The sequence below is a fragment of the Pseudomonas tolaasii NCPPB 2192 genome (genome assembly GCF_002813445.1).
In the GTDB taxonomy this organism is placed as follows: Bacteria; Pseudomonadota; Gammaproteobacteria; order Pseudomonadales; family Pseudomonadaceae; genus Aquipseudomonas; species Aquipseudomonas tolaasii.
In genome coordinates, this window is record NZ_PHHD01000001.1 from 3,227,525 (window position 1) to 3,252,735 (window position 25,211).

At 60.0% G+C, this 25,211-nt stretch carries 27 protein-coding genes; 11 read left to right on the forward strand and 16 right to left on the reverse strand.

The window, feature by feature from the left end; genetic code table 11:
- Positions 1-146: 146 nt before the first annotated feature.
- Both tcuC and ATI14_RS14990 read right to left on the reverse strand, forming a co-directional pair.
- Positions 147-1,445 carry an MFS transporter gene (tcuC, locus tag ATI14_RS14985; protein ID WP_016971427.1) on the reverse strand — a complete coding sequence of 433 codons (1,299 nt, stop codon included), beginning with the start codon at positions 1,443-1,445 and terminating at the stop codon, positions 147-149.
- Between the two features lie 273 nt (positions 1,446-1,718).
- Entirely contained in the window at positions 1,719-2,261 is a 543-nt protein-coding gene (locus ATI14_RS14990; RefSeq protein ID WP_016971428.1) for a chalcone isomerase family protein, read from the reverse strand.
- A 234-nt stretch (positions 2,262-2,495) separates the two neighbouring features.
- On the opposite strand from ATI14_RS14990, the gene sthA reads away from it, so the two are divergent.
- On the forward strand, positions 2,496-3,890 hold the full coding sequence (gene sthA, locus ATI14_RS14995; RefSeq protein WP_016971429.1) for a Si-specific NAD(P)(+) transhydrogenase: 1,395 nt from the start codon (positions 2,496-2,498) through the stop codon (positions 3,888-3,890).
- 42 nt (positions 3,891-3,932) lie between these two features.
- Here sthA and ATI14_RS15000 read toward each other — a convergent pair whose 3' ends face one another.
- Together ATI14_RS15000 and ATI14_RS15005 are read right to left on the reverse strand one after the other, a co-directional pair.
- Positions 3,933-4,655, reverse strand: a complete 723-nt coding sequence (locus ATI14_RS15000; RefSeq protein WP_016971430.1) for a glycerophosphodiester phosphodiesterase — start codon at positions 4,653-4,655, stop codon at positions 3,933-3,935.
- A 43-nt stretch (positions 4,656-4,698) separates the two neighbouring features.
- Positions 4,699-5,283, reverse strand: coding sequence for a PilZ domain-containing protein (locus ATI14_RS15005; RefSeq protein ID WP_080519994.1), 585 nt, complete (start codon positions 5,281-5,283; stop codon positions 4,699-4,701).
- 94 nt (positions 5,284-5,377) lie between these two features.
- Here ATI14_RS15005 and ATI14_RS15010 point away from each other — a divergent pair, with 94 nt between their 5' ends.
- From ATI14_RS15010 to ATI14_RS15020, 3 genes are all read left to right on the forward strand, one after another.
- The gene (locus ATI14_RS15010) at positions 5,378-6,628 is read left to right on the forward strand and encodes a lipoprotein-releasing ABC transporter permease subunit (protein ID WP_016971431.1); all 1,251 of its coding nucleotides are present in this window, start codon (positions 5,378-5,380) and stop codon (positions 6,626-6,628) included.
- A 7-nt stretch (positions 6,629-6,635) separates the two neighbouring features.
- Entirely contained in the window at positions 6,636-7,319 is a 684-nt protein-coding gene (lolD, locus tag ATI14_RS15015; protein WP_016971432.1) for a lipoprotein-releasing ABC transporter ATP-binding protein LolD, read from the forward strand.
- Positions 7,320-7,383: 64 nt separating this feature from the next.
- Complete coding sequence (locus ATI14_RS15020) at positions 7,384-8,631, forward strand: lipoprotein-releasing ABC transporter permease subunit (protein WP_016971433.1); 1,248 nt, start codon at positions 7,384-7,386, stop codon at positions 8,629-8,631.
- A gap of 107 nt (positions 8,632-8,738) precedes the next feature.
- Here ATI14_RS15020 and ATI14_RS15025 read toward each other — a convergent pair whose 3' ends face one another.
- Positions 8,739-10,085: a heavy metal sensor histidine kinase gene (locus ATI14_RS15025; protein WP_080519995.1), complete on the reverse strand. Its 1,347-nt coding sequence runs from the start codon at positions 10,083-10,085 to the stop codon at positions 8,739-8,741.
- The gene (locus ATI14_RS15030) at positions 10,082-10,762 is read right to left on the reverse strand and encodes a heavy metal response regulator transcription factor (protein WP_016971435.1); all 681 of its coding nucleotides are present in this window, start codon (positions 10,760-10,762) and stop codon (positions 10,082-10,084) included. Before ATI14_RS15030 ends, ATI14_RS15025 begins: the two co-directional genes overlap by 4 nt.
- Before the next feature lie 154 nt (positions 10,763-10,916).
- Between ATI14_RS15030 and copI the strand changes: the two genes are divergently transcribed.
- Together copI and queF are read left to right on the forward strand one after the other, a co-directional pair.
- Positions 10,917-11,429 (forward strand): copper-resistant cuproprotein CopI, encoded by a 513-nt coding sequence (gene copI / locus ATI14_RS15035; protein ID WP_016971436.1) that lies wholly within the window; start codon positions 10,917-10,919, stop codon positions 11,427-11,429.
- 66 nt (positions 11,430-11,495) lie between these two features.
- On the forward strand, positions 11,496-12,326 hold the full coding sequence (gene queF / locus ATI14_RS15040) for an NADPH-dependent 7-cyano-7-deazaguanine reductase QueF (RefSeq protein ID WP_016971437.1): 831 nt from the start codon (positions 11,496-11,498) through the stop codon (positions 12,324-12,326).
- A 135-nt stretch (positions 12,327-12,461) separates the two neighbouring features.
- On the opposite strand, the gene ATI14_RS15045 is transcribed toward queF, so the two are convergent.
- Positions 12,462-12,728 (reverse strand): DUF4404 family protein, encoded by a 267-nt coding sequence (locus tag ATI14_RS15045; RefSeq protein WP_016971438.1) that lies wholly within the window; start codon positions 12,726-12,728, stop codon positions 12,462-12,464.
- Positions 12,729-12,838: 110 nt separating this feature from the next.
- Positions 12,839-13,447, reverse strand: a complete 609-nt coding sequence (pcrP, locus tag ATI14_RS15050) for an HAD superfamily inactivated hydrolase PcrP (RefSeq protein WP_080519996.1) — start codon at positions 13,445-13,447, stop codon at positions 12,839-12,841.
- Positions 13,448-13,643: 196 nt separating this feature from the next.
- Between pcrP and ATI14_RS15055 the strand changes: the two genes are divergently transcribed.
- On the forward strand, positions 13,644-14,333 hold the full coding sequence (locus ATI14_RS15055) for an MlaA family lipoprotein (protein ID WP_016971440.1): 690 nt from the start codon (positions 13,644-13,646) through the stop codon (positions 14,331-14,333).
- A gap of 62 nt (positions 14,334-14,395) precedes the next feature.
- Here the strand turns inward: ATI14_RS15055 and ATI14_RS15060 are convergent, their stop codons facing one another.
- Positions 14,396-14,692, reverse strand: a complete 297-nt coding sequence (locus ATI14_RS15060; protein ID WP_016971441.1) for a PilZ domain-containing protein — start codon at positions 14,690-14,692, stop codon at positions 14,396-14,398.
- A gap of 276 nt (positions 14,693-14,968) precedes the next feature.
- On the opposite strand from ATI14_RS15060, the gene rssB reads away from it, so the two are divergent.
- Positions 14,969-16,150 (forward strand): two-component system response regulator RssB, encoded by a 1,182-nt coding sequence (gene rssB, locus ATI14_RS15070; RefSeq protein ID WP_016971443.1) that lies wholly within the window; start codon positions 14,969-14,971, stop codon positions 16,148-16,150.
- Positions 16,150-16,632: an anti-sigma factor antagonist RssC gene (gene rssC, locus ATI14_RS15075; protein WP_003172602.1), complete on the forward strand. Its 483-nt coding sequence runs from the start codon at positions 16,150-16,152 to the stop codon at positions 16,630-16,632. Before rssB ends, rssC begins: the two co-directional genes overlap by 1 nt.
- A gap of 235 nt (positions 16,633-16,867) precedes the next feature.
- On the opposite strand, the gene tal is transcribed toward rssC, so the two are convergent.
- From tal to ATI14_RS15090, 3 genes are all read right to left on the reverse strand, one after another.
- The gene (tal, locus tag ATI14_RS15080; RefSeq protein ID WP_016971444.1) at positions 16,868-17,794 is read right to left on the reverse strand and encodes a transaldolase; all 927 of its coding nucleotides are present in this window, start codon (positions 17,792-17,794) and stop codon (positions 16,868-16,870) included.
- Between the two features lie 244 nt (positions 17,795-18,038).
- Positions 18,039-19,328 (reverse strand): MFS transporter, encoded by a 1,290-nt coding sequence (locus tag ATI14_RS15085; RefSeq protein WP_016971445.1) that lies wholly within the window; start codon positions 19,326-19,328, stop codon positions 18,039-18,041.
- A gap of 66 nt (positions 19,329-19,394) precedes the next feature.
- On the reverse strand, positions 19,395-20,780 hold the full coding sequence (locus ATI14_RS15090) for a M20 family metallopeptidase (RefSeq protein ID WP_017254182.1): 1,386 nt from the start codon (positions 20,778-20,780) through the stop codon (positions 19,395-19,397).
- A 120-nt stretch (positions 20,781-20,900) separates the two neighbouring features.
- Between ATI14_RS15090 and ATI14_RS15095 the strand changes: the two genes are divergently transcribed.
- Positions 20,901-21,785, forward strand: coding sequence for a LysR family transcriptional regulator (locus tag ATI14_RS15095; RefSeq protein ID WP_016971447.1), 885 nt, complete (start codon positions 20,901-20,903; stop codon positions 21,783-21,785).
- A gap of 6 nt (positions 21,786-21,791) precedes the next feature.
- Here ATI14_RS15095 and dusA read toward each other — a convergent pair whose 3' ends face one another.
- Positions 21,792-22,802: a tRNA dihydrouridine(20/20a) synthase DusA gene (dusA, locus tag ATI14_RS15100; protein WP_080519997.1), complete on the reverse strand. Its 1,011-nt coding sequence runs from the start codon at positions 22,800-22,802 to the stop codon at positions 21,792-21,794.
- A gap of 103 nt (positions 22,803-22,905) precedes the next feature.
- Here dusA and ATI14_RS15105 point away from each other — a divergent pair, with 103 nt between their 5' ends.
- Positions 22,906-24,057 (forward strand): site-specific integrase, encoded by a 1,152-nt coding sequence (locus ATI14_RS15105; protein ID WP_080519998.1) that lies wholly within the window; start codon positions 22,906-22,908, stop codon positions 24,055-24,057.
- Here ATI14_RS15105 and ATI14_RS15110 read toward each other — a convergent pair.
- The 3 genes from ATI14_RS15110 to ATI14_RS15125 all read right to left on the reverse strand — a co-directional run bounded on the left by ATI14_RS15110 (position 24,032) and on the right by ATI14_RS15125 (position 25,203).
- A complete protein-coding gene (locus ATI14_RS15110; protein WP_064451408.1) occupies positions 24,032-24,307 on the reverse strand; it encodes a pyocin activator PrtN family protein in 276 nt (91 codons plus the stop codon). The genes ATI14_RS15105 and ATI14_RS15110 overlap by 26 nt on opposite strands.
- A 265-nt stretch (positions 24,308-24,572) precedes the next feature.
- On the reverse strand, positions 24,573-24,833 hold the full coding sequence (locus ATI14_RS15120) for a hypothetical protein (protein WP_080520000.1): 261 nt from the start codon (positions 24,831-24,833) through the stop codon (positions 24,573-24,575).
- A gap of 58 nt (positions 24,834-24,891) precedes the next feature.
- Complete coding sequence (locus ATI14_RS15125; protein ID WP_080520001.1) at positions 24,892-25,203, reverse strand: hypothetical protein; 312 nt, start codon at positions 25,201-25,203, stop codon at positions 24,892-24,894.
- Between the last annotated feature and the right edge of the window lie 8 nt (positions 25,204-25,211).

A 25,211-nucleotide genomic window follows, 5' to 3' on the forward strand; every position in this document is an offset into this window, starting at 1 on the left:
AAAAGCCCCGACTGGTTCGGGGCCTTTTTATGCCTGTTGGGTTTGTGTTGATTGGTAGGGCCTCATCGCAGGCAGGCCAGCTCCCACATTTGAAATGTATTCACAGATCCAAGTGTGGGAGCTGGCTTGCCTGCGATGACGGCTAATCAGGCGCCACCGACTACAGAAGCCTGCGCCGTCCTCAGCTCATGCCGATTGCCTTTAAACAGCACCAATGTCGCAATCAACCCCAGCACTGCCGCACCACTCAGCCAGATCCCCGGCGCTGCCTTGTTATCCAGCACATGGATCAAATAGGTGCAGGCCGCCGGGGTAAACCCGCCGAAGGTCGCCGTCGCCAGGCTGTAGGCCAGCGAGAACCCGGTAGTGCGCACCTCAATCGGCATGATCTCGGTCAGCGCCACCACCATCGCCCCGTTGTACGAGCCATACAGGAACGACAGCCACAGCAGCACAATCAGCAAATGGCTGAAACTCGGGTTGGCCACCAGCCACGACAGTGCTGGATAGGCGGTGAGGATCGCCAGAATCGTCGCGCCGAGCAGCAGGGGTTTACGTCCGATCTTGTCGGACACCGCGCCCATCACCGGCAGCCAGATAAAATTGGAAATGCCCACGCACACCGTCACCAGCAGCGCGTCAAAGTCGGACAGGTGCAGCTCGGCCTTGCCGAAGGTGGGGGTGTAGGCGGTGATCAGGTAGAACGACACAGTGGTCATGACCACCAGCGCCATGCCCGCGATGACCACGCCAAAGTTCTGACCGATGGAGCGCACAATTTCCTGCAGGGTAGGCCGATGTTTACGTGCCTGGAATTCAGGGGTTTCTTCCAGTGAGCGGCGAATCACGAAGATCACCGGCACGATCAGGCAACCGATCAGGAAGGGCACGCGCCAGCCCCAGTCGCCCATGTCTTGCGGGCTGAGCCAGTGGTTCAGGCCTACGCCGAGCAAACCCGCGAATACCACCGCCGCTTGTTGGCTCGCAGACTGCCAGCTGACGAAGAAGCCCTTGCGGCCCGGTGTGGCGATTTCCGCCAGGTACACCGACACACCGCCCAGCTCGACGCCGGCAGAGAAACCCTGCAACAGCCGGCCAAATAACACCAGCAGCGGCGCGGCCACACCCAACGTGGCGTAGCCCGGCACGCAAGCAATAAGGATGGTGCCGGCGGCCATCAGGGCGAGGGTGATCACCAGGCCTTTTTTGCGGCCGTGACGGTCGATATAAGCGCCGAGGAAGATTGCGCCCAGCGGCCGCATCAGGAAACCTGCGCCGAAGGTCGCCAGGGACAGCATCAGCGAGGCAAAGGCGCTGTCGCTGGGAAAGAAGGTTTTGGCAATGGCCGTGGCGTAGAAGCCGTAGACCATGAAGTCGAACATTTCGAGGAAGTTACCGCTGACAACGCGAAAAATCGCCTTGCCCTTGCCCGTTGATGTGGACATGTCATTCACTCATTCTGGCTATCTTATTCGTGATCCCTGGTCATTTTTCGTCCGTGCTGCCGTTTTGTAACCATATGTGTATTAGCCACTACCGGCAATAAAAATCGATAGCACGCTGACTAAATGCGCGAATGTCATTGTCGATGGAAATCACTGTGGGAGCTGGCTTGCCTGCGATTGCAGTGTGTCAGCAAGCAAATGAATGGCTGACCCACCGCTATCGCAGGCAAGCCAGCTCCCGCATTGGTTCGTTGGAGTTTTTGCGAGCGGTGATTAATTCAGGAGGGTGTTGCGCAGGTTGTCTGACAGGCCTTTGGGCGCGAGCCAGATACCGAGGTAAACCTTCGCCAGGTCATCATTGCGGCTGCTGAACACCACCTGGTCATCGATCTCAAGGTTAAAGCCGCGACCGGGGCGAAAATCCAGGGCATAGCGATCGCCACTGCGGATGTCCCGAAAGCGGGCGTGCAGTTGATCCAGTTCTGGCTTCAGGCGGGCGAGGGTGGCACTTGTTTGCTGGCGTTCGAGGGCGGTGGTGGCTGCCTTGATCACGTCGCTGCGGTCGATGTCGCGAAAGTAATACAACGCCAGGCGCAGGTCTTTTTGCTGGTCCCAGGCCTGCTTCGCACTGAGGTTGGCCGGGGCGTACAACGCGGCGGCGTACACATCCGCCCAAAGGTAGATCAGCACCGTCTGGTTTTTCAGCAACAGTTCGTGGGATTGGGCAGGAAAACCGGCCTGTTTGAGCCGGTCCGCTTCACTGGCCTGCACCGTGATCGACAAGATCAACATTAAACAGAAAACCACATGCCGCATAATGGCTCGTCCTGCGAAGGTGCGTGAGGTGAGTGTAATTGCAATTTCCCGGGTCTGTAGTAAACGCAATACTGGCCTACGACGCGACCAAGGGTTAATGTGCGCGGCGTTGAGCCTTATATAGACTGTGCCCCGGTTCACACACTTGAGCCAAATTGTCCTTCATGCCCGCTGGCCGCGGCATGATTTAGCCAGGCGTTCAACCGTGCGCCTGGCCTGTTCTGAGGAGTACGCATGGCTGTCTACAACTACGACGTGGTGGTACTGGGTTCCGGCCCGGCTGGAGAAGGTGCGGCAATGAATGCCGCCAAAGCGGGGCGCAAGGTGGCGATGGTCGATAGCCGTCGCCAGGTCGGCGGTAACTGCACCCACCTGGGTACCATCCCGTCCAAGGCCTTGCGTCACTCCGTGCGCCAGATCATGCAGTTCAACACCAACCCGATGTTCCGGGCCATTGGCGAGCCGCGTTGGTTCTCGTTCCCGGACGTGTTGAAAAGCGCCGAGAAAGTCATCTCCAAGCAAGTGGCGTCGCGCACCGGCTACTACGCGCGCAACCGTGTCGACCTGTTCTTCGGCACCGGCAGCTTCGCCGATGAGCAAACGGTCGAAGTCGTGTGCTCCAACGGTGTGGTCGAGAAACTGGTGGCCAAGCACATCATCATTGCCACCGGTTCGCGCCCGTATCGCCCGGCCGATATCGATTTCCACCACCCGCGTATCTACGATAGCGACACCATCCTGAGCCTGGGCCACACTCCGCGCAAACTGATAATCTATGGCGCCGGCGTGATCGGCTGTGAATACGCTTCGATCTTCAGCGGCCTGGGCGTGCTGGTCGAGCTGGTGGATAACCGCGACCAGTTGCTGAGCTTCCTCGACTCGGAAATTTCCCAGGCGTTGAGCTACCACTTCAGCAACAACAACATCACCGTGCGCCACAACGAAGAGTACGAGCGGGTCGAAGGCCTGGACAACGGGGTGATCCTGCACCTCAAGTCCGGTAAGAAGATCAAGGCCGACGCCTTGTTGTGGTGCAACGGCCGTACCGGCAACACCGACAAGCTGGGCATGGAGAACATCGGGGTCAAGGTCAACAGCCGTGGCCAGATCGAGGTGGACGAGAACTACCGCACTTGCGTGCCGAACATCTACGGCGCCGGCGACGTGATCGGCTGGCCGAGCCTGGCCAGTGCCGCCCATGACCAGGGCCGTTCGGCGGCCGGCAGCATCGTCGACAATGGCAGCTGGCGTTATGTGAACGACGTGCCGACCGGGATCTACACCATTCCCGAGATCAGCTCGATCGGCAAGAACGAGCACGAACTGACCAAGGCCAAGGTGCCTTATGAAGTGGGCAAGGCGTTCTTCAAGAGCATGGCGCGTGCGCAGATCGCCGGTGAGCCGCAAGGCATGCTGAAGATTCTGTTCCACCGCGAAACCCTGGAAGTCCTCGGCGTGCACTGCTTCGGCTACCAGGCCTCGGAGATCGTGCACATCGGCCAGGCCATCATGAACCAGCCGGGTGAGCAAAATACCCTCAAGTATTTCGTGAACACCACGTTCAACTACCCGACCATGGCTGAAGCCTATCGGGTAGCGGCCTACGACGGCCTCAACCGGCTTTTTTGAGCGGCTCCGGCCGGTGGCCTGAGCCGGCCGGGGAGACCGATTTCAGTAATTCTCGAGGGTGGCAGTGGCCAAACCGGGAAAGTCTGTAATCAGGCTATCTACGCCGAAGTCGGCGAGCCTGCGCATCAGCGCAGGTTCGTTGACCGTCCACACGGATACGTGCAAGCCCTGGCGCTGGGCTTTTTCCAGACGCTCGGGGGTGCACAACGTCCAGTTCAACGCCAGAATTTCACAGCCGTAGTTTTGCGCGACCTTCAGTGGGTCGAGCCAGGCGTATTCGGCCACCAGCCCGCGTGACAGGTCAGGGGTGAGTTCCACCGCCGCTTTGAGCACTTCCCGCGAACTTGAGGTCACGGTGACCTTGTCCATCAACCCATGGCGCACCGCCATTTCGCGAATCGCCAGCACGGTAGTTGCTGCGCGGGTGCGCGAAGCGCTTTTGACTTCCAACTGCCAGTGATCGAAATCACACTGCTCAAACAACGCTTCCAGACGCGGAATCGGGCACGGCTTGACCCAGCCGGGGCCACCTTTGCGCGCGTCCATCTTCATCAGGTCCGCCGCCGAATACTCGACGACCTTGCCGCGCCGGTCGGTGGTGCGCTTGAGGGTCGGGTCGTGGATGACCATCAACTCGCCGTCCATGGACAGGTGCAAATCCAGTTCGCAGCGGCGTACGCCGTGCTTGAGGCACTCCTGAAAGCTGGTCAGGGTGTTTTCCGGTGCTTCGCCTTTGGCACCGCGGTGGCCGTAAATCAGGGTCACAGTTGCTCCTTTGCGCCGGACAGCCCGGCGGGATAATACGAATTCAGGTGTCCAGGGCGTCGCTTTGTTCCCGCGCCAGGCGGCGTTCCTGGGCTTGTTTTTGCAGAATGTAGCGCGCCAGCAATTGGCGCTGGGCATCGGTCATGGACTCGAACTCGGTGCCCACGTCAAAGCCGTCGCCCTTGGAGTCGCAATGGGTCACGCGCGCGCGCAGCAACAGGCCGAGCGCCTGGGGCATCAGCACCAGCTTGACGGCCAGATGAGTGTCGGGGGGGAACGGGGTGGGGTGCTGGAAGTCGATGCCACCTTCGGAAATGATCACCGGCTGGGGCTCGCCGACCTCGCTCAACAGGCCGCGCGCCATCACCTGGCTGAGCAAATCCAGGCGTTTGTTCTGCACTTTGAGAAAGGCGGCCAGGCTGCGGTCTTTCTCGCTGATCTGGCGCAGCAGGTGTTGGGCTTCGAATTCGCTGAGGTGCAGTTCGCTGAGCAAATTGAACAGCGGGGAATCATCCAGCAACACTTCCTTGCTCGTTGCGTCAGGCCCGGAAAGGCTGCTGATTTGGAGTGCGATCATGTCGTCGATACGGTAGTATTCGCGGCGTTCTTCTTCATCTAATGTCGACATGGCGAACCCCAGGTAACGGTAATGGTCAGAGTGTAAAGCTGCTTACCAGACCCCGCCACCGGGACGTCTTCTTTTCCTCCGAACAAGCCCCGACATGTTCAGACCTCTCTTCGTATTTATCGGCACGCGTTATACCCGTGCAAAGCGCCGCAATCATTTTGTGTCGTTCATTTCCTTGACCTCGATTATCGGGCTCGCCTTGGGCGTGGTCGTGATGATCGTGGTGTTGTCGGTGATGAACGGCTTCGATCATGAGATGCGCACCCGCGTGCTGGGCATGGTGCCCCACGCGACCATTGAAGGCGATGCGCCGATCAATGACTGGCAAGCCCTGGCCGACAAGGTCAGGCAGAACCCCAAGGTGGTGGCCGTCGCGCCGTTTACCCAGATGCAGGGGCTGCTGACAGATGACGGCAAGGTGCAGAAGGTCCTGCTCAATGGCATCGACCCGGCCCAGGAGCGCAACGTCTCGATCATCGACAAGTTCATGTTGCAGGGCAAACTCGACGACCTGTCGCCCGGCAGCTTCGGCATCGTGATCGGCGACAAGGCCGCGGCCAAGCTGGGCGTGAACATCGGCGACAAGCTGACCTTCGTCGCGCCGGAAGTCACCGTGACCCCGGCTGGCATGTTCCCGCGCATGAAGCGCTTCACCGTGGTCGGCACCTTCCATGTGGGCGCGGGCGAGATCGACGGTTATATCGGCCTGACCAACCTCACCGACCTGGCGCGCCTGCATCGCTGGCAGCCGGATCAGGTTCAAGGCTTGCGCCTGAAGTTCAACGACCTGTTCGACGCCCCGCGCGCCGCGTGGGAAATCGCCCAGCATTTGGGTGAATCCCAGTACTACGCCCGCGACTGGACCCGCACCCACGGCAATCTCTACCAGGCCATCCGCATGGAAAAAGCCATGATCGGCCTGCTGTTGCTGCTGATCGTTGCCGTGGCCGCGTTCAACATCATCTCCACGCTGGTGATGGTGGTGAACGACAAGAAGGGCGATATCGCGATTTTGCGCACCCTGGGCGCCACGCCGGGGCAGATCATGGCGATCTTCATGGTGCAGGGCACCGTGATCGGCGTGGTCGGCACCGTCATTGGCACCGCCGTCGGCATTTTGGCCGCGCTGAACGTCAGCGCCGCCATCGCCGCGCTGGAAAAAGTCATCGGTCACAAGTTTCTCAACGCCGACGTTTACTTCATCGACTACTTGCCGTCCCAGGTTCAGGCCCAGGACGTGTTGATGGTGGGCGGCGCGGCGTTGGTCCTGAGCTTCCTTGCCACCCTGTATCCAGCCTGGCGCGCGGCGCGTACCCAGCCAGCACAGGCCTTACGTTATGAGTGAATCGGGCATGAGTGAAAAAGCAATCCTGAGCTGCCGCAACCTGGGCAAATCCTACGAGGAAGGCCCGGAATCGGTGGTGGTGCTGTCAGACCTGCAACTGGAGTTGCACCCGGGCGAGCGCGTGGCGATCGTCGGCAGTTCCGGTTCCGGCAAAAGTACCTTGCTGAACCTGTTGGGCGGCCTTGATACGCCGTCCCAGGGCAGTGTCTGGTTGGCCGGCGAAGAACTGTCGGCCCTGGGTGAAAAAGCCCGTGGCCAGCTGCGCAACCGTTCGCTCGGTTTTGTGTACCAGTTCCACCATCTGCTGCCGGAATTCACCGCGCTGGAAAACGTGTGCATGCCGCTGCTGATCGGCAAGACCGCGATTCCGGAAGCGCGTCAGCGTGCCAAGGCCTTGCTGGAGCGCGTCGGCCTCGGTCATCGCCTGGAGCACAAACCGGCCGAGCTGTCCGGTGGCGAACGCCAGCGTGTGGCCATCGCCCGTGCCCTGGTGAACAACCCGGGGCTGGTGATGCTCGACGAGCCCACCGGCAACCTTGACTCCCACACCGCCCAGGGCATCAAGGACTTGATGCTGGAACTGAGCACCCAGATGCGCACCGCGTTCCTGGTGGTGACCCATGACATGAGCATGGCCCGCCAGATGGACCGCGTGCTGCACCTGCAGGAAGGTCACCTGGTCGCCATCTGACCCGTTTCAAGCCCGGTACTGTGGTGGTGCCGGGCTTTTTCATTTTTTCAGGCGGTGCAAGCGAATGTTCAGACCGTTATCGATTTTCATCGGCACGCGCTATACCCGCGCCAAGCGCCGCAACCGTTTTGTTTCGTTTATCTCGATGACCTCGATGATCGGCCTCGCCCTGGGCGTGCTGGCGATGATCGTGGTGCTGTCGGTGATGAACGGCTTCCAGCGCGAAATGAGCTCGCGCATCCTCGGCATGGTGCCCCACGCCACCATCGTCGGCGTGAACCCGATCGACAACTGGCAACCCGTGGCCGACGCCGCGATGAAGAACCCGGAAGTCACCGCCGCCGTGCCCTTCACACAGATGGACGGCATGTTCTCCTACAAAGGCGCGATGCAGCCGATTGAAATCAACGGTGTCGACCCGGCCCAGGAAGGCAAGGTGTCCATCGTGGCCCAGCACATCGTGCGCGGCAAACTCGATGACCTCAAACCAGGCGAGTTCGGTGTGGTGGTCGGCGACATCACGGCGCGGCGTTTCCGCCTGAATGTGGGCGACAAACTCACCCTGATCGTGCCGGAAGTCAGCGCAGCGGCGCCGGGCGGCATTACCCCGCGCATGCAGCGGCTGAACGTGGTCGGCATCTTCAAGGTCGGCGCCGAGCTGGATGGCTCCATGGCCCTGATCCACATGGCCGACGCAGCGGAAATTCAGCATTGGCAGCCGAACCAGGTGCAAAGCGTGCGCCTGGCGGTGAAAGACCTGTACGCGGCGCCCAAGGTCTCGGCGGACATCGCCACAAGCCTCGGCACGGCCTACAAGCCGGATGACTGGACCCACACCCAGGGCAGCCTGTTCAGCGCGATGAAAATGGAAAAGACCATGATCGGCCTGCTGTTGCTGATGATCGTCGCCGTGGCGGCGTTCAACATCATCGCGACCCTGATCATGGTGGTGAACGACAAGGGCGCAGACATTGCCATTCTGCGTACCATCGGCGCTACGCCGCGGCAAATCATGGCGATTTTCATGGTGCAGGGCACGGTGATCGGCATTGTCGGCACCCTGATCGGCGGCGTTCTCGGGGTGATTGCCGCGCTGAATGTGAGTGAAATGGTGGGCTGGCTGGAGCGCGTGACCGGGCAGCATATCTTCAGTTCGGACGTGTATTTCGTCAGCAACTTGCCATCGGAACTGCAGGGCGGCGATGTGCTGCTGATTTGCACGGCGGGGTTTGTGTTGAGCTTTTTGGCGACGATTTACCCGGCGTACCGGGCGGCGAAGATCGAGCCGGCGCATGCCCTCAGGTATTCGTAACCTCTGAGATCGCTATCGCAGGCAAGCCAGCTCCCACAGTTTTGATTTGTGAATACATTCAAAATGTGGGAGCTGGCTTGCCTGCGATGAGGCGGGCCCCACTTGCATCAATCTACCCCGGGTAACTCAATCACAAACCGCGTCCACCCCTCCCCGGATTCACACAAAATCCGCCCCCCATGCGCCCGCACGATCGATTGGGTAATCGCCAACCCCAGCCCCGCATGCTCACTGCTGCCTTCATGACGCGCCGGGTCTGCCCGGTAGAAACGATCGAACAACTTCGGCAACAACTCAGGCGGAATACCTTCTCCGGTGTTCTCGACTGAAAGCCTCACCCCATCTTCCAGCCGCACCCGCACTTCGCCGCCCGGCGGGGTAAAGCGCAGCGCGTTATCCAGCAGATTCGACAATGCCCGGCGCAACATCCCGCGATCGCCCGTGGTATGGGCAGTGCCCTCGCGCACCAGGCTGACGTGATCGTCTTCCGCCAGCAGCGCGAAAAACTCCAGCAGCGCGTCCACTTCGTCCTCCAGCGCCAAGGTTTCGCGCTTGGGCACCAGCAAGCCGTGATCCGCCTTGGCCAGGTACAACATGTCATTCACCAGTTGCGCCATCCATTGCAACTCTTCGAGGTTGCTGTGCAGCGCCTCGCGGTAATCCTCCAGCGGGCGCGGCTGGGTGAGGATGACCTGGGTTTGGGTCAGCAGGTTCGACAACGGCGTGCGCAGTTCGTGGGCGATGTCGGCGGAGAACGCTGAAAGGCGCTGAAAGGCGTCGTCCAGGCGGCCCAGCATGGCGTTGAAGGCCTGGGCCAGCTCAGCCAGTTCCACCGGCATGTGTTGCTGGGGCAGGCGCTGGGTCAGGGAGTGCGCCGACACACCAGCCGCCACTTCGCCCATGCGTCGCAATGGCCGCAGCCCGCTGCGTGCCGCCCAGGCGCCGAGCAGCGCGGTGGCCAGCGCCGACAAGCCCACGGTGAGCCAGATCAGGTGCTGCATGCGTTGCAGAAAGTGTTGGTGGTGAGTGATGTCGAGCATCAGGCTCAGTTGGGGCGACCCCGGCTGGCCCGGTTGCAGCGGCACGTTGTACACGCGGTATTCGGTACCGGCGTTTTGCAGGCTGTGCAGGCCGGGAGCTTCGGGCAAGTTGACGCCGGGAGCCGCGTCGTACCAGCGCTGGCCGCCCACCGTGATGCGCAGGGCCAGGTCAGGCTGGCGGCTAAGCTCGGTGCGCAATTGCGCCTCACGCTCCGCGAACAACTGCGGCGTGTCGACACCCTGCAAGGTACTGCGCAGCGCCACAAGTTTGCCGTCGAGCAACTGCTGGTCCAGTTCGACGAAATGCGCCTCGCTGGCGCGGTTGAACAACACCCCGGCCACCAGCGAAACCACGGCGGTGCAGGCGGCAAACAGCAGCGCCAGGCGGCTCGTCAGGGACAGGCGCTTGATCAATTGACGCGCTCCTCCAGCACATAACCCATGCCGCGCACGGTGTGGATCAGCTTGTTGGGGGAGTGGTCGTCGACTTTCAGGCGCAGGCGGCGGATGGCCACCTCGATGATGTTGGTGTCGCTGTCGAAGTTCATGTCCCACACCTGGGAGGCAATCAGCGATTTGGGCAGCACCTCGCCCTGACGGCGCAGCAGCAACTCCAGCAGCGAGAATTCCTTGGCCGTGAGGTCGATGCGCTGGCCGTCGCGCTCGACACGGCGGCGGATCAGGTCCAGCCGCAGGTCGGCCAGTTGCAGTGCAGTTTCCTGCGGTGCGCTGCTGCCACGGCGCAACAGGCTGCGCACCCGGGCCAGCAGTTCGGAGAAGGCGAAAGGTTTGACCAAATAGTCGTCGGCGCCGAGTTCCAGGCCGTGCACGCGGTCTTCTACGGCATCGCGGGCGGTGAGAAACAGCACCGGGATGTCCAGGCCGGCGCCGCGTACCGCTTGCAGGATTTGCCAGCCGTCACGGCCCGGCAGCATCACGTCGAGGATCAGCAGGTCGAAATCCCCGGTCAGCGCCAGGTGTTGACCCGTAGCGCCGTCGGCCACCAGTTCAGTGGTGAAGCCCGCCTCGGCCAGGCCCTGGCGTAGGTAGTGGCCGGTTTTGGGTTGGTCTTCGACGATCAGCAATTTCATGGGCAGCTCTTGGTAACAGGTGACGACGGCTTTATACCGTGGCTATCAGGGGCAGGGCGCAACCTGACAAAGTTGTAATCTGGCAGTCAGCTCGCTGGCAGCGGCTCGATCTTAGAGTGCTTCCCAAGCGTGTTAAACACTTTGGAGTATAGAAATGGCATTGCGTAAACCCCTGTTACTGGCGGCGTGCCTGCTGGCGTTGAGTTTCGATGCGGTGGCTGACGTGGCCCACACCTACGCATTCGGCCAGCCGGCGCCGGCGAGCAAAGCCACGCGCACCGTGGAAGTGACGCTGCAGGACATTTCCTTTTCGCCCAAGTCTCTGGACGTCAAGGCCGGTGAGACGGTGCGCTTTGTGCTGGTGAACAAAGGCCAGTTGCTGCATGAATTCAACCTGGGCGACGCGGCGATGCATGCCGAACACCAGAAGGAAATGTTGCAGATGCAGGCCAGCGGCATGCTCACTGCCACCGGCATGGGCCCGATGGACCACGCCGCCATGGGCCATGGCGCGATGAAACATGATGACCCCAACAGTGTCCTGGTGGAGCCGGGCAAAACCGCCGAACTGACCTGGACCTTCAACAAGGCCACGGGCCTGGAGTTTGCCTGCAACATTCCCGGGCACTATCAGGCGGGTATGGTCGGCAAACTGACCGTTGAGTGAGGCGATTCTTAAGGGCGGGAGCAAAGGCTGTTAGACTGGCGCGGTTTATTTAGCCAGGTTTCCGCCATGCATCCCGCAGCCGAACATTCGCCGCTGGGCAAGTCCAGTGAATACATTTCCACTTACACTCCGTCGTTGCTGTTCCCGATTCCGCGCGCCGCCAAGTGGGCCGAGCTGGGCCTGAGCGCCGAGACCCTGCCTTACAAGGGCGTGGATTTCTGGAACTGCTTCGAACTGTCCTGGCTGCTGCCCTCAGGCAAACCGGTGGTGGCCATCGGTGAGTTCAGCATTCCAGCTGACTCGCCGAACATCATCGAGTCCAAGTCTTTCAAGCTGTACCTCAACTCGCTGAACCAGACCGCGTTTACCGATACGGCAAGCCTGGAAGCGACCCTGCGCACCGACCTCAGCGCCGCCGCGGGCAAGCCTGTGACCGTGCGTATCCGCAGTCTGGCGGAGATCGAGGCCGAGGGCGTGATGGCGTTGCCGGGTGTGTGCATTGACGACCTGAATATCAACGTCAGCAGCTATGAGCACCCCCGCCCGGAGCTGTTGCGTTGCGATGATGCGCGCGTTGTTGAAGAGAGCGTGCACAGCCATTTGCTCAAATCCAACTGCCCGGTCACCAGCCAGCCGGACTGGGGCAGTGTGGTGGTGGAATACCGTGGCCACGCACTGGATCACGCCAGCCTGCTCGAATACATCGTGAGCTTCCGCCAGCATTCGGATTTTCATGAGCAGTGTGTTGAGCGGATCTTCCTGGACCTGCAGCGCTTGCTGAAGCCGGAGAAATTGACCGTGTATGCGCGGTATGTGCGACGCGGTGGATTGGACATCAACCCGTATCGCAGCACTGAGGATGTAGCGTTCCAGAACGTGCGTTTGGCTCGCCAGTAGCCTTCACGCAAATCAAATGTGGGAGCTGGCTTGCCTGCGATAGCGGTCTTACAGTCATACATCAAGTGACTGATACACCGTCATCGCAGGCAAGCCAGCTCCCACATTGGGGTCTGTGTTGGTTTGAGGCTTGGTTCAGATCCCGATATTGCCCAAGGTGATCATGATATTGCGCAATGTCCCGGAAATGACCGGGTGCTCATCGTCGAACTCAATGGCTGCCTTATTCACATCGTCGGAGATGCTGGGCGTCTGAGTGGCCGGCTCAAGCTCAAGTTGCAATTCAAACTTGGCAATCAACGCTTCCAGCGCTTCACGCTTTTCTTCCGACAGCGGCGGCTCCTGTTCCAACTGCCCGCGCAGGATTTCGACCTGTTCTTCCAGTTTTTTGCGATCAGGCATGACGTGTTTCCTTTTATCGATAGGCACTGGCATAGACCACGGTGCGCCGTGAAAGGTCTACGGGCTGACCTGTAGATTAATCCACCGGCGCCTTCAGTGCATGATCTCTATCAGGGCTTCTCGCCTTTGAGCTGACGCAGGCTGATGTCCGCCAGGCAGGTGCCCAGCTCGCCGAGGTGGTCGATCACCGAGTGAACCCCCAGCCCGTACAGCGCCACCGTGGCTTTGCCACGCTTGTGCTCGCGTTGCTGTTCGGTCAGTGCTTGCCATTGCTCGGGGTCCAGGCCGCAGAGCGAGCCGCAGGACGCCAGGCCGATGGTCCACATCCCGGCGTTCAGGCCTGATTGCAGGAGGCGAGGCTCGCCGCTCACCAGTACGCAGCCTTCCAGACGTTCGATGTTCAATTCCATCAAGGCTTGCCAGCAGGCATGGGGCGCCGGCCAGCGAATGGAGGAGGGCGAGGCGGCCTTCAGCCAGCTCGGCAGCGCTGCGGCCAGCGGGGTGGTCACGGCGGCGGGGAGTTCATCCAGCCAGGCGCAGGGCACGCCCTGATCCTTGAGGCTGCGCAGAATCTGGAGTGCGCCGGGTGTGGGGGAGGTCTCAGGGGAAGGGGCGTCGGTGCGCGCGCGGGAACCGAAGTCCACCAGGCAGCCACTCAGGCCAAACAGCACGGCAGTCAAAGACGGGGCACTGGCGACGGCAATTTCGGCGTGAGGCATCTCGACATCCCTGAAATAACAGAGACGCTATCCCGCCAGGATGACAAGCGCGTGACACTGACAAGCAATTGTAGGAATTTTGTGCATTTTCCATCTGACCTTTCCTACTGGCTGCCTAATTTGACACTTCCGTCATATACTCACGTTCTTATTCAGGGCATAGCGCCCATGACAGACCATTCAAGGAGCCAAAGCTATGCGCTGGAGCCACTACCTCGCTCAGCTATCTGTGTGTGCCACTGTTCTGCTGGCGCCGTTCGCCGCCCAGGCTGCATCGGAAGACGACCCGTGGGAAAGCGTCAACCGCCCGATCTTCACTTTCAACGACACCGTTGACACCTATGCCCTGAAGCCATTGGCCCAGGGCTACCAGTTCGTCACGCCGCAATTCGTGCAAACGGGCATCCATAATTTCTTCCGCAACATCGGCGACGTCGGCAACTTTGCCAACGACGTGTTGCAGCTCAAGCCGCACGCGGCCGGTGTCGACACCGCGCGTCTGCTGGTGAACACCACGTTCGGCGTGCTGGGTTTTATTGATGTCGGCACCAAAATGGGCCTGAAGCGCAATGACGAAGACTTCGGTCAGACCCTCGGCTACTGGGGCGTGGGCAGCGGCCCTTACGTAATGCTGCCGCTGCTGGGCCCAAGCACCCTGCGTGATGCACCGTCCAAATACGTCGACAGTTACACCCAACCGTATCGCTACATGAACGATATCGGCTGGCGCAACAGCACTTTCGGCCTGAACATCGTCGACACCCGTGCCAGCCTGCTCGACAGCGAGAAGCTGATCACCGGCGACAAATACACCTTTATCCGTAACGCTTACCTGCAGAACCGTGAGTTCAAGGTAAAAGACGGCAAGGTGGTCGACGACTTTTAAGTCGTGACGTTTTGAAATGAAAAAGGCGACCTCAGGGTCGCCTTTTTTATGCATGCGATTTTTTAGTGCATTTTCAAGATCTTGAGGCCCAGGTGCTGGCGCTCGCCTTCATTTCTCGCCCACACCACTTGCGTGTCGGCTTCAAGGCCGGCGAGGGCGGCGTGTTCGGAGTCGATACGCACGGTGAGTTCATCACCTACCTGAAACTGGCGAGGTGCCTCAACTTGCATGCCAGAGCTGGAAAGGTCCACGCAAACCCCCGCAATCTCTTGCCCGGCGTGGATCAGCGACACATCGGCATCCACGCGCATGCGGATGAAATCGCGTTTTTCGGCGTAGTCGCGCTCGTGTTCGCTCATCGGTTTCATCCTTACTTTGTGTTGTGGTGGTGGCTGTTCTTATAACTCCCGGTGATTTGCGGTGTAAAGACGCCCGGCGACCATCGGCATGAGCTTGAAACCCCTGACGGATGGGAGTACCGTCTGCGCCTTAGAAGGGCACCTCTGCTTTACCGTTGTGCGTAGGCCAAAAGCCCGCGCCTTGTAGGACAGAGAGGCTAGAAAGCGAATCCAGTACGTGAGCCCGGCCATTGTCGCGCCACCTACGCCAACCTAATTCTGGCGCCGTTTGCCCACATGCAAAAAACCAGTGCCACGCTGCTGATAATCGATGACGACGAAGTAGTGCGCGCGAGCCTCGCGGCCTATTTGGAAGACAGTGGCTTCAGCGTCCTGCAGGCCGGTAATGGCCAACAGGGTCTCCAGGTGTTCGAGCGCGACAAGCCCGACCTCGTGATCTGCGACTTGCGCATGCCCCAGATGGGCGGCCTTGAGCTGATTCGCCAGGTGACCGAGCTCGCCCCGCAGACTCCGGTGATTGTCGTGTCCGGTGCCGGCGTGATGAACGATGCCGTCGAGGCCTTGCGCCTGGGCGCCGCCGACTACCTGATCAAGCCTCTGGAAGACCTCGCCGTACTGGAGCACTCGGTGCGCCGCGCGCTGGACCGTGCGCGCCTGCTGGTCGAAAACCAGCGCTACCGCGAAAAGCTCGAAACCGCCAACCGCGAACTCGAAGCCAGCCTCAATCTGCTGCAGGAAGACCAGAACGCCGGTCGCCAGGTGCAGATGAACATGCTGCCGGTGAGCCCGTGGGCCATCGACGATTTCAAATTCGCGCACCAGATCATCCCGTCGTTGTACCTGTCGGGTGATTTTGTCGACTATTTTCGCGTAGACGAGCGCCGTGTGGCGTTTTACCTGGCCGACGTGTCCGGCCATGGTGCTTCGTCTGCATTTGTCACCGTGTTGTTGAAGTTCATGACCACACGGCTGCTGTTTGAATCCAAGCGCAATGGCACCTTGCCGGAGTTCACCCCCTCCGAGGTGCTGGGCCACATCAACCGGGGCTTGATCAGCTGCAAGCTGGGCAAGCACGTGACGATGGTCGGCGGCGTGATTGATGAAGAAACCGGTCTTTTGACCTACAGCATCGGAGGTCACCTGCCGATGCCGGTTTTATACACTCCTGACAGTGTGCGCTACCTGGAAGGGCGTGGTTTGCCGGTGGGCTTGTTCAATGAAGCCACCTACGAAGACCACATCCTGGAGTTGCCGCCGACCTTCAGCCTGACGCTGATGTCCGACGGCATCCTGGACCTTCTCACAGAGCCTACACTCAAAGAGAAAGAAGCCGCCTTGCCCCAAAAGGTCAAGTCGGCGGGCGGCAGCCTGGATGGCCTGCGGCAAGTTTTTGGATTGGCCACGCTAGGGGAGATGCCGGATGATATCGCCCTATTGGTGTTGAGCAGGAATCTTTGATGAGTACCGGAAGAATCCAGTTCGCCGAGCAAGACGGGACCTTCGTCCTGAAATTTGTCGGTGAAGTGCGCCTGACCTTGTGTTCGGCGCTGGATGCGACGATTGAGCGGATCTTCACAGCGCTGAACTTCTCGGCGATCGTGATCGATCTGACCGAAACCCGCAGCATCGATAGCACCACCCTTGGGCTGTTGGCCAAGTTGTCCATTCTGTCTCGGCAGAAGGTCGGCCTGTTGCCCACCGTCGTCACCACCCACGAAGACATCACCCGTCTGCTGCAGTCCATGGGCTTCGATCAGGTGTTCAACATCGTTGACCGCCCGATCCCGTGCCCGGAATGCCTGACCGACCTGCCTTCCCAGGACCAGTCCGAGGAAGTCGTGCGGGTCAAAGTGCTGGAAGCGCACAAGATCTTGATGGGCTTGAACGAGTCCAATCGCGAAGCGTTTCACGACCTCGTCAATGCGCTAGAGCGCCACTGATCCCGGCTTGAAACACAATCCGAATGTGGGAGCTGGCTCTTGTGGCGAGGGAGCTTGCTCCCGCTGGGGTGCGAAGCGCCCCCAAAAGCCGGCGACTGCTGCGCAGCCGAACGGGAGCAAGCTCCCTCGCCACAACAGTCCTGTTCCCAAATTTGAACGGTGACTGGCTTGAGCTCAGCAACCACAAAAAAGGGCGGCACCCGCAAGGGTGCCGCCCTTTTTGCCATCGCCTGCCTTACAACTTGGCAGTCAACAGCGCCTCCAGCTTCTCCTGGTCGCGAGCAAACTGACGAATCCCCTCTGCCAGCTTTTCGGTCGCCATCGCGTCCTCGTTGGACTCCCAACGGAACTGCGCTTCAGTCAAATGCACCCGCGCTTCACCGGCGTGGCCTGGGGCCAACTTGCGCTCCAGCTTGCCTTCATCCGCTGCCAGCTTCTCCAGCAGGTCCGGGCTGATGGTCAGGCGATCGCACCCGGCCAGCTCTTCAATCTGGCTGAGGTTGCGGAAGCTCGCACCCATCACCACGGTCTTGTAGCCATTGGCCTTGTAGTAGTTGTAGATGCGCGTCACCGACTGCACGCCCGGGTCATCGGCACCGGTGTAGTCGTTGCCATTGGCCTTTTTGTACCAGTCGTAGATACGGCCCACGAACGGCGAAATCAGGAATACACCGGCTTCGGCGCAGGCCACGGCCTGGGCAAACGAGAACAGCAGTGTGAGGTTGGTCTGAATGCCTTCTTTTTCCAGCTTCTCCGCCGCGCGGATGCCTTCCCAGGTGGAAGCGATCTTGATCAGCACGCGGTCACGGCCAACGCCGGCTTTGTCGTACAGGTCGATCAGACGGTGCGCACGCTTGAGAATGGCGGCTTCGTCAAACGACAAGCGGGCATCCACCTCAGTGGAAATGCGGCCCGGTACTACTTTGAGGATTTCTTGACCCACCGCCACCGCAAAACGGTCGCTGGCCAGGCCTACGTCACCGTTGCAGTCTTTGACGGCCGCATCCAGCAAAGGCGCATACGCCGAAATCGACGCGGCCTTGAGCAGCAGGGAAGGGTTGGTGGTGGCGTCTTGTGGCTTGAGCTTGGCGAGGGTGGAAAAGTCGCCGGTATCGGCTACGACGGTGGTGAATTGCTTGAGTTGTTCCAGCTTGGAAGTCATGGGCGTGCTCTGTCCTGTGGGTCTGATGACATTACCCGAGCGCCGACAGGCGCTCAAGGGCGCAAATGCGTTCGATCGTTTGCGAGGGCAACATCCTGAAAACAGCCGTTTGAAATACCGGCCTACCTGCACAATAGGAGGCCAATTCGGCCAGCAGGTTCAACCCAAGTGCCACCCAGCCTGTGGGAGCTGGCTTGCCTGCGATAGCGCCGGCAGCATCACCGCCGCAATCACAGAGGCTGAGTTACGACAGCTTCAGCTTACGCTTGGCCACCCACAAGGCACTGATACTAAGCGCCGCCGCCAGAATCAGATAAAAACTGGGCGCCAGCTGCGACCCGGTCAACGCAATCAGCCCCGTGGCAATCACGGGCGCAAAGCCACCGAAGATGGTCACCGACAGGTTGTAGCTCAGCGACATGCCCGTCACCCGGGTCCGAATGGGGAACACATCCGCCATCAGTGAGGCCAGCGGTGCGAAGTAAACGGCCTTGATCAGGGCCATCATCGAGACCACGAGTAGCAACGACGTGGCACTGGGTACTTTGTTCAGCCAGACGAACGCCGGAAAAATACTCAGGATGTAGATGATCGACGCCCAGAGCATGATCTTGATACGGCTGACGAACCCGGCGATGAAACCGACAATGGGCGTCACCAGGGTCAGGATCAGGCCGCCGGTCAGCGTTGCCAGAAAGCCCGAAGACTGTGGAATATTCAGCGTGGTTGAGGCATAGGACGGCATGTACTTCATCATGAAATTGGAGGCTGTCGACACGATCAGCACGCCCATCGCCACCAACAGCAATGTCTTCTGGGAAAGAAGCACCTCCCTTAACGGCTGCGAACCCGGCTCGCTCTCCTTGAAGTCAGGCGACTCATCCACCGTACGGCGGATATACAGCCCCACGGGGCCCAGAATCAAACCAAAGAAAAACGGCACCCGCCAACCCCACGCGAGCATCTGTTGATCATCCAGGTTAGTCGTCAGGAAATAGCCGAACAACGAGGCGATCACCACGCCAAAGCCCTGACTCGCAAATTGCAGGCTCGCGACAAAGTTGCGGGTCTTTTGCGGGGCGTGTTCCATCATGAACGCGGTTGAACTGCCGAACTCACCACCGGCGGAGAAGCCTTGCAGCAAACGCGCAAACAGAATGCCGATGGGGGCGATGACCCCGATGGCGGCATAGGCGGGCATCACCGCGATCATCGCCGTGCCGATCAGCATCAGCAAAATGGACAGGCTCAAGGCTTTCTTGCGGCCTTGCCGGTCGGCATAAGAGCCCAGCACCGCAGCACCCAGCGGACGAATCAGAAACGAAATGCCGAACGTCGCGAATGCCAGAAACAGCGAGACTGCCGGGTCTGCTGCGGGGAAAAATACCTTGCTGATGGTTAACGCAAAGTAGGCGTAAACCGACAGGTCAAACCATTCAAGGGTGTTGCCGATCAAAGCGGCGCCGACCGGTTTCCATAAGGGCTGGGCCTGCTCGGCGGCAGGTGTAACGGGGGTGGACGACAACGCTGTCATGTTCGACGCTCCGGGTTTTTGTAAGTGTGTGAGCGGCAGATAAAAGGTGGATCAAAGCCCTGTTTTTCAGGCGTGGGTTTGCGCCGCATCGCCCAGTTCCCAGAACAGCGCGGTCATGATTTGCAGGCCTTCCAGCACCACTGAACCGAGCAGATGTTCATCGGGCGCATGTTGCGAGCAGCCGGGGTAGGAGTGCGGGATCCACAAAGTCGGCAGCCCCAGCACATCCGCGAAAATGTCGTTGGGCAGCGTACCGGCAAGGTTGGGCAATACCGCGAGCTGCCTCGGTGTGGTGTCGCTGATGACCTTTTTCGCGAAGCGTACCCATGGGTTGTCCGGGTCCAGCCGAGTGCTGGGCGTGCAACGATCCATCACGATGTTGACGCCGTGGAAGCCCGCCGCATCCAGATGCTGGCGCAGTAAGGTCTCCAGGTTCTTCCAATCCGTGCCGACCACAAAGCGCAATTGGCAATGGGCGACTGCCGACGGGGGAATGGCATTCACCGGCTTGGCCGGGTTGCCCGCCGTGAACGCGAGGATTTCCAGGGTGTTCCACGCAAACAGTCGTTCCCCCAGGGTGAGCCCCGGCTCGCCCCAGTCAACGTCCAGGGCGCGGCCGAGGGAGTGTTGATGGATGCCCAGGTCGTGGATGGCCTCACGCACGGAGTCGGGAATGGAAGAGGGCACCAGCCCCCGGCACAGCATTTGGCCGTTCTGATCCACCAGGCTGGCCAGTGCATTGGCCAGCACCACGGCCGGGTTGGACATCACGCCGCCCCAGTTTCCAGAATGCAAACCCTTGTCGCGTGCCTGCACCTCAAGAGAAAACAGCGCCGAGCCCCGAGAGCCGAGAAAAATCGTCGGGCGACTATCACTCAAGCGCGGGCCGTCCGACGCGATAAATAAATCGGCTTGCAGCAACTGCCGATGCTCGGTGCAGGCCTCGCGCAATCCGGGCGAGCCACATTCTTCGCCGGTCTCGAACAGAACTTTGATGTTAAATCCCAGCCGCCCCCCGCGGGCCTCGATCACTGCCTCCAGCGCCGCCAGGTTAATGCTGTGCTGGCCTTTGTTATCGGCGGTGCCGCGCCCGTACCAGCGGTCGCCTTCCACCGTCAGCATCCAGGGGTCGAGGCCTTCACGCCATTGTTCGGCGTAACCGAGTACAACGTCACCGTGCCCGTAGGTCAGCACCGTCGGCAGGTCCGCACCTTCGTGACGCGACGCGAACAACAGTGGGCCGGCACCCTTTGGATTTTCCAGTGGCTGGCATTCAAAGCCCATCCGCTCTAGCGCCGGTTGTATTTCTTCTTGCAGGTAACGCGTCAATTCCGGCGCCTGGCCGGGGGCCTGGCTTTCACTGCGGATAGCGACCCGGCGACGCAAGTCGGCTTCGAAATACCCGTCGGCGAAGTGGTGGCGAACACTGGCGAGTGCTTGTTGCTTGGACATGACCATTCCGATTAGGGCTGACAGATTCAGGCCAATATAGAAGTCACCCATCGCACTGTATATTGCTGTTTTTTCAAGGCTGGCATCTAATTAATAGAAGCCTTTATGAGCGCAAAACCCATGGACTATCGTTATTTTCTGGCCGTGTTTGATTCAGGTTCGCTGGCCGCTGCCGGTGAGCACTTGCACATCGCACCCAGCGCGGTCAGCCGCCAGATAGCCTTGCTGGAGGAGAGTATCGGCGTAGCCCTGTTCGAGCGTCGGCCACGGGGCATGGAGCCGACGGCGGCGGGCAGCGCATTGGCCCGCCACGCCAGACGCGCCTCGCTGGAAGAACAGGCCCTGCTGTCGGAATTGCGCGGCGGTGATTATCCCGGTGCGCGGGTCATTCGCCTGGTGTCCACAGAAGGGCTCTCGCGGTATTTTTTGCCGAACGTATTGATCCAGCATTATCACCAACACCCGGACTTCCAGTATGTGTTGGAAGTGATGTCACCGTTTGAATGCGCAGAGAAAATCAAACGCGGTGATGCCGACGTGGGGCTGACGTTCAGCACAGAGCCCACCGACGGTGTCGAGATTCTCTATTCAGGCCGCTCGGCGATTCGCGCGATCATGCGCACCGGCCATCCACTGGCGGCGCACAAGCAATTGCCCCTGAACGCGCTCGCGCCGTTCCCCTTGGCGCTTACCCCCAAGGGCACGACCCAACGGCAGCTGTTCGACCTAGTGTGCGAAATGGAAGGGCTGGCCTTCAACCACGTCATGACCTGCAACTACTCCGGGGCCATCCACGAGTTCGTCCGCCACACCGACACCATTGCGCTGGGCGGCGCCATCAGCCAGCGAGTCAATGGCAGTGATGAGCTGGTCTCGGTGCCGCTGACAAACCCCCGGTTTGCCGACCGTACCATTCAAGTCCTGACCATGCCCAAACGCACACTGCCACCCTCGTTGCAGCGGTTTATCGAAACCCTGATTGCCTGCCTTAAGGCGGTCAACTGAGGCCGATCAGCGACCTTCCAGCAACGCCCCCGCCTGATCCAGCAATGCCAGCGGATCACTGGCCTTGTGAATGTCCACCGACAACAACTGCCGAAACTTGCGCGCCCCCGGAAAACCGGTACCCAGCCCCAGCACATGCCGGGTGATGTGATGCATCGTCCCGCCACCGGCCAAATGCTCGGCAATATAAGGCCGCAGCTGCGCCAACGCCTCGGCCCGGCTGATCACCGGCGCCGCGCTGCCGAACAACTGCTGGTCCACCTCGGCCAGCAAATACGGGTTGTGATAAGCCTCCCGGCCCAGCATCACCCCGTCAAACGTCTGCAAATGTTCCTGGCACTGCTCCAGCGTCTTGATCCCGCCGTTGAGAATGAATTCAAGCCCAGGAAAGTCCCGCTTCAACTGCGCCGCCACGTCATAACGCAACGGCGGAATATCGCGATTCTCCTTCGGCGACAGCCCCTCCAGAATCGCAATTCGCGCATGCACGGTAAAACTGGTGCAGCCCGCGTCCTTCACCGTCCCGACGAAATCACACAACTCGGCATAACTGTCCCGCCCATTGATCCCGATACGATGCTTCACCGTCACCGGAATCGACACCGCATCCCGCATCGCTTTCACGCAATCGGCCACCAACGCCGGGTGCGCCATCAAGATCGCGCCGATCATATTGTTCTGCACCCGATCACTCGGGCAACCGACGTTCAGGTTCACTTCGTCATAACCCGCCACCTCAGCCATGCGCGCGCACGCGGCCAAGTCCGCGGGGACACTACCGCCCAGTTGCAGTGCAAGCGGGTGCTCGGCTTCGTTGTGACGCAGGAAGCGCTCGTGGTCGCCGTGAAGGATAGCGCCGGTGGTGACCATCTCGGTGTAAAGCAGGGCGTGTTTGGAGAGCAGGCGCAGGAAGAACCGGCAATGGCGGTCCGTCCAATCCATCATGGGTGCAACGCTAAAGCGCCGAGACAGTGCGGGGCTTGATTCTGCTGGGCTAAAGCTCTGTTTATCTAGCATTTTACTCAACGTGTTCTGGGCGTGTTTTAGGGCGTTTTCAGGCGTTTTTGAAGGCTCGGTGGTACGATGTACCACCTAAAAACTGACGCGTACCACTTTTTATATGGCGACTATCAGGGCAAGAAAACTGGCGGATGGGACTGTGAGCTACACGGCTCAAATCCGCATCAAACGCGACGGAGTGCAAGTCTACCAAGAGAGCCAGACCTTCGCCCGAAAACAGGCCGCACAGGCTTGGGCGCGTAAGCGCGAAACGGAGCTGGATGAGCCAGGTGCGATCGAGCGGGCGAGTCGCATAGGCGCCACGGTCAAAGAGATGAATGCTCGGTACCTGGTCGAGGTCGAAAAAGCCCGACCATTGGGCAAGACCAAGCGCGCGACGCTGACAGCCATCGGCGAGACATACCTAGGCCAGTTGACCGATACAGACATCACCACCCAGACCCTCGTCGACTTTGCTCTTTGGCGAATGAGCAAGGAGGGCGGCGGGGTCCAGCCTCAAACAGCCGGTAATGACCTGGCGCACCTCGGGGCTGTTCTGGCGATTGCCAAAGATGCGTGGGGGTACCAGGTCGATCCGCTCGCGATGGGCGGCGCTCGGCGGGTACTGAGGAAGCTGGGCTACAACCTGAAAAGCCGCGAACGTGACCGCCGGCCGACGTTGGACGAGCTGGGAAAGGTGCTAACGCACTATCAGGCCATGCAGGCGAGGCGCCCGACTGTCACCAATATGCTGAAAGTCGTTGGCTTTGCGCTGTTCTCCACTCGTCGGCTAGATGAAATAACCCGTATTCGCTGGGCGGACGTCGACGAGCCTGGTCAGCGTGTGCTGGTGCGCGACATGAAAAACCCCGGTCAGAAGATCGGCAACGATGTGTGGTGCTATCTGCCGGACGAAGCGTGGCAGATCCTCCAGACCATGCCCAAGGCCGGCGAAGACATATTTCCCTACAGCCCTGACTCGATATCCACATCCTGGGCGAAAGCGTGCAAGTTCCTGGAGATCTCAGATCTGCACTTCCACGACCTACGCCATGAAGGTATCAGCCGTCTGTTTGAAATGGACTGGGATATCCCACGTGTGGCGAGTGTTTCCGGACACAGGGATTGGAATTCGATGCGGCGATACACGCACTTGCGTGGCAAGGGAGATCGTTATTTGGCTTGGGAATGGCACGAGAAGATATTGAGGGCGCCCGTCCAGCTGGGCGCCGCATCAATGAAGTGGCTTAAACGACGTGTTTTAACCCGTTGAGTTGGTTGTGCTCTTTAACCGCAGCGGCGCGCTGCAGGTCGAGATAAGCCGCCAGATCAGTCAGGTGTATGCCTTTGGCAGATTTTTGGCTTTTTTCCAGGCGGGTGATAGGCAGCTTGATCTGACCACTCATCACCTTGCGCTGGAACATATCCGGCGTCAGGTGTGTGAAGTAATCCCGGCACACCAGCTCCAGCGAGATGATCGCTTGACCATCGTATTGGGCCATCAGGATGAAAGATGTCTTCATGATGATCCCCTTACATTCGAAAAGATTGATGAATGGACGACGGCGGAGCCTTATGTTCTGCGGGTTTCGCTACATTGCCTTGGATCTCGCAAACAAACCGATGCCGCTCCCGATTGGGGGCAGTCATTGCCTCTGTCAGGCCCTTTAAGGCGTCGCTGCATTGCTCATTGGCGTAAGGGCCATTCCAGCTATCAACCTTCACCACCCGGCAATCCGTCCGGGTAGCATCCATGCACAGATAAACAAGAAGGAATACTGTCATACGCTAACCTCCGATGAGCATGCGCGTCAGCGCATTGGGCTGGCCGTCGGGTGTAAGCTTGTCGAGGGGTTGGGTGATGGTGCGGCCGGTTGCTGCACGCAAGGTGGCAACGTTACCGTCGATCCCTACTATCACGCCTATACGTGCGCTGAGACGGTATTCCCGACCGCCACCGCTCATTTCAATGTAGCTGGCCTTGTCGCCGACATTCAGTGGGGGTGTGGTAGCCTTTGCGGTGCCGCCTTGGGGTTGATTCACTTGCATGGTGCTTCTCCTTTGGGTGGTCGGTGTCGAGGGGTTGCAGCCCCTCGACACCACCTTCTTACTGGCTTTCGCCGGTTGGGTTTTGCTTCCGCACCAGGTGCAGCAGCAGGTTTTCAAACTCGACAACTTCATCGGTTGCCGACTGCCATTCCAGGACTGCCTGGATCTGTTCCCGGCTGCACTCAAGCACCACGATTTCTTTGTCGCTGACCGCGCGGACCTCAAGGATCGCGACCAGGCCGGCCGGGTCGTAGGCTTCGGCGTGAACAATTTTCCCCGACTCGTTAAACCATGCCTTCAGCTCCTTCAGGTGCCGAAGGCGGTTGGTCTCGCCCTGTTGGGCGTCGCCGGTGATGACTTGTACGTGCATGGTGCTTC